We start from the raw sequence: 10,910 nt of genomic DNA, 5'->3' as shown, positions 1-10,910 counted from the left end.
GCCGGCAAGCCAGCTCCCACATTGCCACTACAGGCTCTGAATGCTGCGCGGTACCTGTGGGAGCTGGCTTGCCGGCGATAGGGCCAGTACAGACAGCAGCGAAATCAAGGCATCAGGCCACCTTTCGTCCCCCGACAAGAGAAATTTCCTGACACCTCTTGCACAACAAATATTATGGTATACCATCAGACAACAAGAGCTGATAACCCTCACCAGGAGCCCTCCATGAGTTTCGAAATCCGCAAGATCGTCACCTACTCCGAAGAGACCCGCATCGAAGGCGGCAAGGCCACCGACAAACCAGTGACCATGGTCGGCCTGGCCGTCGTGATCAAGAACCCATGGGCCGGTCGCGGTTTTGTTGAAGATCTGAAGCCGGAAATCCGCGCCAACTGCTCGGAGCTGGGTGCACTGATGGTCGAGCGTCTGACCGCTGCCATTGGCGGTGCCGACAAGATCGAAGCCTACGGTAAAGCGGCCGTGGTCGGCGCCGACGGCGAAATCGAGCACGCCTCGGCTGTGATCCACACCCTGCGCTTCGGCAACCACTACCGCGAAGCGGTGCAGGCCAAGAGCTACCTGAGCTTCACCAACAAGCGCGGCGGCCCCGGCACCTCGATTCAGATCCCGATGATGCAGAAGGACGACGAAGGCCTGCGTTCGCACTACATCACTCTGGAAATGCAGATCGAAGACGCCCCGCGCGCCGATGAAATCGTTGTGGTGCTGGGCGCTGCCGACGGCGGCCGCCTGCACCCGCGCATCGGCAACCGCTACATCGACCTGGAAGAACTGGCTGCCGAAAAAGCCAACGCTCAATAACAACAACCAAGACGGGCCGGGGCGTGGCGTGCTTTCCCGCCGCGCCCGACCTTCAAGGAGCGCCCTCCATGATTCAGCCTGTCGCTGAACGTACACCTGCCGGCACCAGCTACCTGTCCGTAGGCCAGGGCCAACCCGTGGTACTGATCCACGGCGTGGGCCTGAACAAGGAAATGTGGGGCGGCCAGATCGTTGGCCTGGCCAACGACTACCGTGTCATCGCCTACGACATGCTCGGCCACGGTCAAAGCCGCGTGCCGGCTGCCGACACGCCGCTGCAAGCCTACGCCGACCAGCTCGCCGAGCTGCTCGACCACCTGCAAATTCAACAAGCGACCGTGATCGGCTTCTCCATGGGCGGCCTGGTTGCCCGTGCATTCGCCCTGCACTACCCGCAGCGCCTGACTGCACTGGTCGTGCTCAACAGCGTGTTCAACCGCACCCCCGAGCAAAGTGCCGGCGTGATCGCCCGCGCTGCCCAGGCAGCGGAGCTGGGCCCCGACGCCAACGTCGATGCCGCCCTGGATCGTTGGTTCAGCCGTGAATACAAGGCTGCCAACCCGGCACAGGTCGCCGCCATTCGCCAAGTGCTGGCGAGCAACGACCCGCAGGGCTACCACACCACGTATTCGTTGTTCGCCACTCAGGACATGTACCGCGCTGACGACCTGGGCAGCATCCAGGTGCCGACGCTGATCGCCACGGGCGAACTCGATTCGGGCTCCACCCCGGCCATGACCCGCCAGCTTGCCGCCAGCATTCCGGGTGCGCACAGCGTGGTCCTCGCCGAGCAACGGCATATGATGCCGGTAGAAGCACCCCGTGAAGTCAACAAGATGCTGCTGGACTTCCTCGCGCAAGCCCGCACCCTCACCGAATCCGCCAAGGGGATTGTTGCATGACCCTCGTTCGTTTCCAGATGTGCATCGACGGCCAATGGCGCGATGCCCAGAGCGGCAAGACCTTCGACAGCCTCAACCCGGCCACCGCCCAAGCCTGGGCGCAGCTTCCCGACGCTGACGAAACCGACGTCGAGCTGGCCGTGCAGGCCGCCCAGCGTGCCTTCGACAGCAAGGAATGGCGCAGCATCACCGCCACCGCGCGTGGCAAGCTGCTGCGTCGCCTGGGTGACCTGATTAGCGAGAACAAGGAACACCTGGCCCAGCTGGAAAGCCGTGACAACGGCAAGCTGATCCGCGAAACCCGCGGCCAGGTCGGCTATCTGCCAGAGTTCTTCCACTACACCGCAGGGCTGGCCGACAAGCTTGAAGGCGGCACCCTGCCGCTGGACAAGCCCGACCTGTTCGCCTACACCGTGCACGAGCCCATCGGCGTGGTTGCCGGGATCATCCCGTGGAACAGCCCGCTGTACCTCACCGCGATCAAGCTGGCCCCAGCCCTGGCTGCCGGCAACACCATCGTGCTCAAACCGTCCGAACATGCCTCGGCGACCATCCTCGAGCTGGCCCGTCTGGCCCTCGAAGCCGGCTTCCCGGCCGGTGTGGTCAACGTGGTCACCGGCTACGGCCCGACCACCGGCGCGGCACTGACCCGCCACCCGCTGGTGCGCAAGATCGCCTTCACCGGCGGCGCCGCTACAGCCCGCCATGTGGTGCGCAGCAGTGCCGAGAACTTTGCCAAGCTGTCGCTGGAGCTGGGCGGCAAGTCGCCGAACATCATCTTCGCCGACGCCGACCTGGACAGCGCCATCAACGGTGCCGTGGCCGGCATCTATGCCGCCTCCGGGCAAAGCTGCGTAGCCGGTTCGCGCCTGCTGGTGCAGGACGAGATTTTCGACGAATTCGTAGAGCGCCTGATTACCCGCGCCAAGCGCATCCGCATCGGTAACCCGCAGGACGACGCCAGCGAAATGGGCCCTATGGCCACCGCGCAGCAGTTGGCCGTCGTCGAAGGCCTGGTGGCTGCGGCCAAGGCTGAAGGTGCCAAGCTGCACATGGGCGGCAAGCGTGCCGAGGTCGAGGGTGACGGCTGGTTCTACGAGCCGACCCTGTTCGAGTGCGACAGCAACTCGATGACCATCATGCAGGAAGAAGTGTTCGGCCCTGTCGCCGCGGTCATCCGCTTCAAGACCGAGGAGGAGGCCCTGGAAATCGCCAACGACTCGCAGTTCGGCCTGGCCGCCGGCATCTGGACCCGTGACCTGGGCCGTGCTCATCGCCTGGCCCGCGACGTGCGTTCGGGGATCATCTGGGTCAACACCTACCGCGCCGTGTCGGCCATGGCGCCAATTGGTGGTTTCAAGAACAGCGGCTACGGCCGTGAGAGCGGCATCGATTCGGTGCTGGCCTATACCGAGCTGAAGACCGTGTGGATCAACCTGTCCACCGCGCCGATGCCCGACCCGTTCGTGATGCGCTAGGAGGAACACAAGATGATCGAACCCGGCATCTACAAAGACGTGATGGGCTCTTTCCCGTCCGGCGTCACGGTAGTGACCACCCTGGACGCCGACGGCGCCATCGTCGGCATCACCGCCAGCGCCTTCAGCGCATTGTCGATCGACCCGGCGCTGGTACTGTTCTGCCCCAACTACGCCTCCGACACCTACCCGATCCTGCGTGACAGCAAGCAGTTCGCGATTCACCTGCTGTCCGCCGAGCAGACCGCTGAAGCTTACGCCTTCGCCGGCAAGGGCAAGGACAAGGCCAAGGGCGTCGAGTGGCATTTGAGCGAGCTGGGCAACCCGCTGCTGGCCAAGGCGACCGCGATCATCGAGTGCGAACTGTGGCGCGAGTATGACGGTGGGGACCACGCGATCATCGTCGGTGCAGTGAAGAACCTGGTGTTGCCGGCCGAGCCGGTGACGCCGATGGTGTACCACAAAGGCAAACTGGGCGCCCTGCCGCCCCTGGGCTGACCTTGAGACCGCCGGGGCCGCAAAGCGGCCCCCGTTCCCTTTTTTCTTCCGGAGTACGGCACATGAGTAACGAGAAGTACGACAAAGGCCTGGCCATCCGCACCCAGGTGCTGGGCGAGGACTACGTCAACCGCTCGATCCAGAACGCCGACGAGTTCACCAAGCCATTGCAGGAACTGGTCACCGAATACTGCTGGGGCCACGTCTGGGGCCGCGAAGGCTTGTCGCTCAAAGAGCGCAGCATGATAAACTTGGCCATGATTTCCGCGCTCAACAGGCCCCACGAGCTCAAGCTGCACATCCGCGGCGCATTGCGCAATGGCCTGAGCCGTGAACAGATTCGCGAAATTCTGCTCCAGGTCGGCATTTATTGCGGCGTACCCGCGGCGGTGGACAGTTTCCGCCTGGCCCGTGAAGCGTTTGCCGAAGCCGATGCGGAGTCAACCCGTTAACAACGGGCTGTTCGAACCACTGCATGGAAAGCCTCGGTTCGGGGCGTTCCGCGATGTTGGCGCAACAGCCTCATAAAGAGCGCTCCTGATGAAACGCCAGCCACTCGACGACAGCTTCAAGGTCAACCGCAACCCCGTTACCCTGCGCGAAATCGTGCTAGACAAGCTGCGCGCCGCAATCATGAACTTCCATCTGCTGCCCGGCGACCGCCTGGTGGAGCGCGACCTCTGCGACCGCCTCGGCGTCAGCCGTACCTCGGTGCGCGAAGCCCTGCGCCACCTGGAGTCCGAAGGCCTGGTGGAATTCGCCGACGCCAAAGGCCCGCGTGTCGCCATCATCACCCTGGAAGACGCCCGCGACATCTACGAGCTGCGCTGTGTGCTCGAAGGCCTGATCGTGCAGCTGTTCACCCTCAACGCCAAGGCCAAGGACATCCGTGCCCTGGAACGCGCGCTGGAGGTGAACCGCGAAGCGCTGGAAGAAGGCGAGCTGCAACAGGTGCTGGATTCGGTACAAGGTTTCTACGACGTGCTGCTGGAGGGCTCCGGCAACCAGGTGGCGGCCCAGCAACTGCGCCAGTTGCAGGCGCGCATCAGCTACCTGCGCGCCACCTCGGTGTCGCAAGAAAACCGCCGCGGCGCCAGCAACCGCGAAATGGAAAAGATCGTCGAAGCCATCAAGGGTGGTGACCCGCTGGTGGCCCACCAAGCTTCGGTCGACCACGTCCGCGCTGCCGCCAAGGTGGCCCTGGACTACCTGCGCCAGAAGCAGGATGACAACACCAAGGTGCGCGACATCGTCGAGCCCCTGGCCCTGAAGGAACCTCGCATAGGCCGCTGATCATGCCCAACGCCCCCCGCTACTGCCCGCACTGCACCACGGAACTGGCCCGGGGCGTTCCCACAGGCGACACCCACGAACGCCTGCACTGCACCGGCTGCGGCTACATCCATTACATCAACCCGAAGATCATCGCCGGCTGCATCATCGAGCGCGATGGCAAGTACCTGTTGTGCCAGCGCGCCATCCCGCCGCGCCCCGGCACCTGGACCTTGCCGGCCGGGTTCATGGAAGCTGGCGAGACCACCGAGCAGGCTGCACTGCGCGAGGTCTGGGAAGAAAGCGGGGTGCGTGCCGACATCGTCTCGCCCTACTCCATCTTCAGCGTACCCAGGATCAGCGAGGTGTACATCATCTTCCGCGCCGTCGTCGCCGAAGAAACCGGGCACTACGGGCCGGAGACCCTGGCATACAAGTTCTTCGAGCCCGACGAGATTCCGTGGGACGACATCTACTATCCGGCTATCCGGCAGATTCTCGAGCGCTACATCCTTGAACGGCAGGCCGGGGTCTACGGGATCTACATGGGCAATGACGACACTGGCAAGGTGCACTTCATGCGCTAGCCTGTGCCGGCCTCTTCGCGGGTGAACCCGCGAAGAGGCCGGCACAGGCCACCACAAAATGCTCGCCAACCGTCTATTCTCGGTGCACCCTAAGGCCTTGTGTTAAAGGACCGACAGAACAAATGGCGAAATGGCTAGACGGCGGCGGGCTGATGGCCGAACGCATCCGCAACCACAACTGGGCCGCCACCCCCCTGGGGGCATTGGAACATTGGCCTGACGCCCTGAAGACCACCATGGCCCTGTGCCTGGCTTCGCGTTTTCCGCAGGCGGTGCTCTGGGGCCCTGACCTCATCACCCTGCACAACGATGCTTTCATCCCGATTCTCGGGCGCAAGCCCTCGGCCTTGGGTATCCCCTTCCGCGACGTGTGGCATGAGGCCTGGGCCGATATCAGCAAAATGGCCGACTGTGCGTTGTCCGGCGAAGCGGTGTACATCGAAGACTTCCCACTGACGATCGACCGCAACGGCGGCCCGGAGCAGGCTTATTTCACCTTCTGCTACAGCCCGATTCGCGGCCTGGATGGCGAAGTGCTTGGCATGCTCGATACGGTTACCGAAACCACCGCCGGTGTGGTCACCAACCTGCGCCTCAACTTTCTCGACAGCCTCGGGCGCGCCGTGGCCGACGCCACCGACCCCGACCAGATCATGGCCATCACCACGCGCATGCTGGTCGAGCACCTTGGCTTGTCCAACTGCGCCTATGCGGTAATGGAGCCGGACGAGAATGGCTTCACCATCTGCGGCGATGCCGTAGCACCCGGCTCCCCACGCCTGGTGGGCCAATATCACCTGCATGATTTCGGCCGCCTGGCGGTCAGCCGCCTGCGCAGCGGCCTGGCGTTGGTGATCAATGACAACCTTCGCGAACTGGCCGCTGACGAAGCGGCGACATTTCAGGCCATCGGCATCACCGCTACTGTCTGCATGCCGCTGATCAAGGCTGGCAGGCTGACCGCGCTGATGGCGATTCACGACCGTTTTCCCCGGGAATGGACCGACTACGAGCAAGCGCTGATCAGCGAGGTTACCGAACGTTGCTGGGCGCATATCCAGCGGGTTCAGGCCAATGCTGAAGTGCGTGAGGCGATGGCAGCGCTGGAGGCGCTCAACGCCAACCTTGAGCACCGCGTGGAAGAACGCACGACCCAGCTGCTGCACACCGAAGCCGTGCTGCGCCAGGCACAAAAGCTGGAAGCCATCGGCCAGCTGACAGGTGGCGTTGCCCACGACTTCAACAACCTGCTGACCATCATCCGTTCCTCGCTGCACTTCCTGCAACGCCCCAACCTCGACGAGAAGCGTCGCGAACGTTACCTCAAGACCATATCCGACACCGTCGACCGTGGTGCCAAACTAACCGGTCAGCTCCTGGCCTTCGCCCGCCGACAGGCCCTCAGCCCACACGTGTTCGAGGCAGGACCACGGTTGGAAGCGATGGCTGACATGCTCGACACCGCCACCGGCGCACGCATCCAGGTCGAGCTGCAGTTACCGCCTGCGCCGTGCCACATCCGCGCCGACCTCAGCCAGCTGGAGAACGCAGTGATCAACCTCATGCTCAACGGCCGGGATGCCATGGCCGGCGAAGGTGTGTTGCAACTGCGCCTGCAGGCCGATCAGCGCCTGCCGGCCTTGCGCGGCCAGCCGTCCCTGCCAGGCCCATTCGCGGCGATATCCGTGAGCGACAGTGGTACCGGTATTGCCGCCGATTTGCTGGAGCGCATCTTCGACCCGTTTTTCACAACCAAAGCTGCAGGTGAAGGGACCGGGCTTGGGCTGTCGCAGGTGTTCGGCTTTGCCAAGCAGTCCGGGGGGGATGTAGCAGTGACCAGTGCCCCCGGCCAAGGCACAACGTTTACCCTTTACCTGCCGCAGGAGGACCCGCCCGCTGCCCCGTCGGAAGACGCCTCGGCCGGCAGCCTGCTGCAAGCACAGAGCGAGCGGCGACGGATACTGCTGGTAGAGGACAATTCCGACCTGGCCCGCTTCAGCGCGCAGATCCTTGAGGACCATGGTTATCAGGTCAGCTGTGCACGCTCGGCGGAAGAGGCGCTGGCGCAGTTGACTGGCCCGGCGGGCGGTTTTGATGCGGTGTTTTCCGATGTGGTCATGCCCGGCATGGGTGGGTTGGCACTTGCCCTGGAGCTGCGCCGTCAGCGCCCGCAGCTTCCGGTGATCCTTACTTCGGGCTACAGCGATGCAATTGCCGAAGGCGGGCACCAAGGGTTTACCTTTCTGGCCAAGCCTTACTCGGCAGAACAGCTGTGCCAGACGCTCGGGAACGTCCTGGCCCCCTTGCCTCACGGTGTCAGTTGATTTGCCCGGCAATCAAGCCCAGGGCCACCGTAATCATCGCCACCCCCGACACCCGCCCGACCAGCTTCGCCGCCCCCGGCCGGGTACTCAACACGGCTTTGGCGCCATAGCCGACCAGTGAGTAGATCACCAGCGAGCTGCACAGGTGCACCAGCCCCAGCAGCAAGATCTGCAACGGCACTGGCCAGTTCGACTGTGGGTCGGTGAACTGCGGCAGCAAAGCCAGGAACAGCAGGAAAACCTTCGGGTTCAGGCCGCTGACGCAAAAGCCCTTCAACGCCCAGCGCGAACCCGAATCCCCCGCACCGCCCTGCCCGGCTGCCGGCAATGCCGGGCTCAACAACAGGTTACCACCCAGCCACAGCAGGTAGCTGCACCCCGCCAGGGTGAGCAAGGTCAGTGCCAATGGGTGGCCTGCCAGCAGGCTGCCTACCCCGGCCGCTACCACCAGCGTCGCCAGGCAATGCCCCGACAACATGCCCGCCACCGCGGGCATTACCCAGCGCCCACGCATGCCTGCCGAAATGGCGTAAGCCCAATCTGCGCCCGGGGTAATCACGAACAGCATCGACACGGCCCAAAACGCCGTCAGCACACTGATAGCCACTTGAATCTTCCTTATCTACTGCCTTGGGATGTCGAAAGATTACGGATTCCGCCCGGGGATTTTCTTTCGTATATTCCCTGCAATCGCTCAATGACTGGAAGATCCTTCTCAATGGACAGAACTGATAGAAAAATGCTTGCCGAGCTGCAAAAAGACGGTCGGCTATCGGTAACCGAACTGGCCGACCGCGTAGGGCTCAGCCTGTCGCCCTGCCATCGGCGCTTGAAGGCACTGGAAGAATCCGGGGCGATTCTGGGCTATCACGCCCGCCTGGCGCCGAGCGCCCTGGGGCTGAATTTTGCCGCGTTGGTGTTCGTGACCCTGCGCGAGGTGACCCGGCAGCCGGTGGCGGATTTTGAAGCGGCACTTTCGGAGATTCCGCAGATTGTCGAAGCACAGCGGTTATTCGGCGACCCGGATTACCTGCTGCATGTGGTGGCCAAGGACCTGCCGGCGTTTCAGAAGCTGTATGACGAGCACCTGACCAGCATTCCCAATGTGAAACGCCTGAGCTCAACCCTGGTGATGAAGGAAGTGATCCAGGACCGGTTGTTGCCGATGTAGCTCTATTGCCTGTACTGGCCCTTTCGCGGGCTAGCCCCGCGAAAGGGCCGATGCAGGCAACCATTCAGCTGCCCTGCAAATGCGCACGACGCACCATCAAAGCCCACCGCGTTCTGCCGAAACAGGGCTCAACCCCTCTACTTCAAGCCCTGCCGCCAACTGGCACCGTCCTTGCTACCGTCCCCCGCTTAAGCTTTTGTCAGCCTTAGGTTTTTTAAGGTTTATGGGTACATATTTACTAATTTCTCGTTATCCCCGCGCCCCGCATCATCCCTCCAACAAGAACGCGTTGCCCATCGCCGGCACGCCCCCGGGCAGCTCCCGATGCCCTACCTTGCCTTGGAGTCAGTCATGACCAGTGCAGCCAATTCGGCACCCCTGATAGAGAAACACACAATCGGCTACGTGCCCCCGCAAGACCGCCATGGAAAGGTAAGGGATCTGTTCACACTGTGGTTCGGCGGCAACATCGCCCCGCTGCCCATCGTCACCGGCGCGCTGGGCGTGCAGCTGTTCCACCTGAACCTGATATGGGGCATCGTCGCCATCCTGGTCGGTCACCTGGTCGGGGGGGTGCTGATGGCACTGCACTCGGCCCAGGGCCCGCAAATGGGTATCCCGCAGATGATCCAGAGCCGCGCCCAGTTCGGCACGCTCGGCGCGCTGCTGGTGGTGGTAATCGCCGGCGTCATGTACATCGGCTTCTTCGCCTCCAACATCGTGCTCGCCGGCAAATCGCTGCACGGTGTGGTCGATGCCGTACCGGTGCCGGTGGGCATCGTCATCGGTGCCTTGGGTTCAGGCATCATCGGCATCATCGGCTATCGCTTCATCCACGTGCTCAACCGCATTGGCACCTGGGTACTGGGCATCGGTATCGTGGTCGGCTTCGGCTACATCTTCAGCCACGTGCAAAGCGACGACTTCCTCACCCGCGGCGGCTTCAACCTGGCCGGCTGGTTGGCCACCGTGTCGCTGGCGGCGCTGTGGCAGATCGCCTTTGCGCCCTATGTGTCGGACTACTCGCGTTATCTGCCGGCAGATGTGAAAGTCAGCTCGACGTTCTGGACAACGTACCTGGGCTCAGCCCTGGGTTCGAGCCTGTCGTTCATCTTCGGCGCCGTGGCGGTACTGGCGATTCCGGCCGGGATGGACACCATGGATGCGGTCAAGCTGGCCACCGGTACCCTGGGCCCGATCATGCTGGTGCTGTTCCTGCTCAGCGTCATCAGCCACAACGCCCTCAACCTGTATGGCGCTGTACTGTCGATCATCACCCTGGTGCAAACCTTCGCCTATCGCTGGATCCCCACCGCCAAAAGCCGTGCGGTGCTGTCGCTGATCGTGCTGTCGGCCTGCTGCGTGGTGGCGGTGTTCGCCTCGGCAGACTTCATCGGCCACTTCGTCGACATGGTGCTGGTGCTGCTGGTGGTGCTGGTACCGTGGACGGCGATCAACCTGATCGACTTTTATGCCATCCACAAAGGTGACTACGACATCCAGTCGATCTTCCAGGTCGATGGCGGTATCTACGGGCGTTACAACCCACAGGCGTTGATAGCCTATGCGGTAGGTATCGTGGTGCAGATCCCCTTCATGAACACGCCGCTGTATGTCGGGCCGATTTCCGAGCACATCAACGGGGCTGACCTGTCGTGGCTGGTAGGGCTGGCAATTACCTCACCGCTGTACTGGTGGCTAGCCAGCCGTGACAGTGCCTACCGTCGTCGGCAGACAAGTGCCAAGTTGGCCATGGGACACTGATTCAACCTGTAACGGCCCTATCGCCCAGCCTCACCACGAAGCAGTACACGAAGGTGAACGCCACCCCCTTGAGCTGCACCAGTGCCTGCCCA

At 63.0% G+C, this 10,910-nt stretch carries 11 protein-coding genes; 10 read left to right on the top strand and 1 reads right to left on the bottom strand.

The window, feature by feature from the left end; all coding sequences use genetic code 11:
- The first annotated feature begins 225 nt into the window (after positions 1-225).
- From ACK1VC_RS24615 to ACK1VC_RS24580, 8 genes are all read left to right on the top strand, one after another.
- The gene (locus ACK1VC_RS24615; RefSeq protein WP_003256068.1) at positions 226-822 is read left to right on the top strand and encodes an amino acid synthesis family protein; all 597 of its coding nucleotides are present in this window, start codon (positions 226-228) and stop codon (positions 820-822) included.
- Positions 823-890: 68 nt separating this feature from the next.
- On the top strand, positions 891-1,724 hold the full coding sequence (locus tag ACK1VC_RS24610; protein ID WP_016487518.1) for an alpha/beta fold hydrolase: 834 nt from the start codon (positions 891-893) through the stop codon (positions 1,722-1,724).
- Positions 1,721-3,202: an aldehyde dehydrogenase gene (locus tag ACK1VC_RS24605; RefSeq protein ID WP_016487519.1), complete on the top strand. Its 1,482-nt coding sequence runs from the start codon at positions 1,721-1,723 to the stop codon at positions 3,200-3,202. Before ACK1VC_RS24610 ends, ACK1VC_RS24605 begins: the two co-directional genes overlap by 4 nt.
- Positions 3,203-3,214: 12 nt before the next feature.
- Positions 3,215-3,700 carry a flavin reductase family protein gene (locus ACK1VC_RS24600; RefSeq protein ID WP_016487520.1) on the top strand — a complete coding sequence of 162 codons (486 nt, stop codon included), beginning with the start codon at positions 3,215-3,217 and terminating at the stop codon, positions 3,698-3,700.
- A 62-nt stretch (positions 3,701-3,762) separates the two neighbouring features.
- Entirely contained in the window at positions 3,763-4,152 is a 390-nt protein-coding gene (locus tag ACK1VC_RS24595) for a carboxymuconolactone decarboxylase family protein (RefSeq protein ID WP_023047056.1), read from the top strand.
- Positions 4,153-4,240: 88 nt separating this feature from the next.
- Positions 4,241-4,993 (top strand): GntR family transcriptional regulator, encoded by a 753-nt coding sequence (locus tag ACK1VC_RS24590; RefSeq protein ID WP_016487522.1) that lies wholly within the window; start codon positions 4,241-4,243, stop codon positions 4,991-4,993.
- A gap of 2 nt (positions 4,994-4,995) precedes the next feature.
- A complete protein-coding gene (locus ACK1VC_RS24585) occupies positions 4,996-5,559 on the top strand; it encodes an NUDIX hydrolase (RefSeq protein WP_016487523.1) in 564 nt (187 codons plus the stop codon).
- Between the two features lie 122 nt (positions 5,560-5,681).
- Positions 5,682-7,883 (top strand): ATP-binding protein, encoded by a 2,202-nt coding sequence (locus tag ACK1VC_RS24580; RefSeq protein ID WP_449118063.1) that lies wholly within the window; start codon positions 5,682-5,684, stop codon positions 7,881-7,883.
- On the opposite strand, the gene ACK1VC_RS24575 is transcribed toward ACK1VC_RS24580, so the two are convergent.
- Entirely contained in the window at positions 7,876-8,490 is a 615-nt protein-coding gene (locus tag ACK1VC_RS24575) for a LysE family translocator (protein ID WP_016487525.1), read from the bottom strand. The genes ACK1VC_RS24580 and ACK1VC_RS24575 overlap by 8 nt on opposite strands.
- 111 nt (positions 8,491-8,601) lie before the next feature.
- On the opposite strand from ACK1VC_RS24575, the gene ACK1VC_RS24570 reads away from it, so the two are divergent.
- Both ACK1VC_RS24570 and ACK1VC_RS24565 read left to right on the top strand, forming a co-directional pair.
- On the top strand, positions 8,602-9,054 hold the full coding sequence (locus tag ACK1VC_RS24570; RefSeq protein WP_016487526.1) for an Lrp/AsnC family transcriptional regulator: 453 nt from the start codon (positions 8,602-8,604) through the stop codon (positions 9,052-9,054).
- Positions 9,055-9,405: 351 nt separating this feature from the next.
- Positions 9,406-10,818: a purine-cytosine permease family protein gene (locus ACK1VC_RS24565; RefSeq protein ID WP_016487527.1), complete on the top strand. Its 1,413-nt coding sequence runs from the start codon at positions 9,406-9,408 to the stop codon at positions 10,816-10,818.
- The last annotated feature ends 92 nt before the right edge of the window (positions 10,819-10,910 follow it).

This window comes from Pseudomonas sp. XP2 (assembly GCF_053557975.1).
This window is presented reverse-complemented; position numbering and strand designations above follow the sequence as displayed.

Coding starts and splice junctions, on each gene's coding strand:
- ACK1VC_RS24615 (WP_003256068.1), top strand. CDS start 226: ATGAGTTTCGAAATCCGCAAGATCGTCACCTACTCCGAAGAGACCCGC.
- ACK1VC_RS24610 (WP_016487518.1), top strand. CDS start 891: ATGATTCAGCCTGTCGCTGAACGTACACCTGCCGGCACCAGCTACCTG.
- ACK1VC_RS24605 (WP_016487519.1), top strand. CDS start 1,721: ATGACCCTCGTTCGTTTCCAGATGTGCATCGACGGCCAATGGCGCGAT.
- ACK1VC_RS24600 (WP_016487520.1), top strand. CDS start 3,215: ATGATCGAACCCGGCATCTACAAAGACGTGATGGGCTCTTTCCCGTCC.
- ACK1VC_RS24595 (WP_023047056.1), top strand. CDS start 3,763: ATGAGTAACGAGAAGTACGACAAAGGCCTGGCCATCCGCACCCAGGTG.
- ACK1VC_RS24590 (WP_016487522.1), top strand. CDS start 4,241: ATGAAACGCCAGCCACTCGACGACAGCTTCAAGGTCAACCGCAACCCC.
- ACK1VC_RS24585 (WP_016487523.1), top strand. CDS start 4,996: ATGCCCAACGCCCCCCGCTACTGCCCGCACTGCACCACGGAACTGGCC.
- ACK1VC_RS24580 (WP_449118063.1), top strand. CDS start 5,682: ATGGCGAAATGGCTAGACGGCGGCGGGCTGATGGCCGAACGCATCCGC.
- ACK1VC_RS24570 (WP_016487526.1), top strand. CDS start 8,602: ATGGACAGAACTGATAGAAAAATGCTTGCCGAGCTGCAAAAAGACGGT.
- ACK1VC_RS24565 (WP_016487527.1), top strand. CDS start 9,406: ATGACCAGTGCAGCCAATTCGGCACCCCTGATAGAGAAACACACAATC.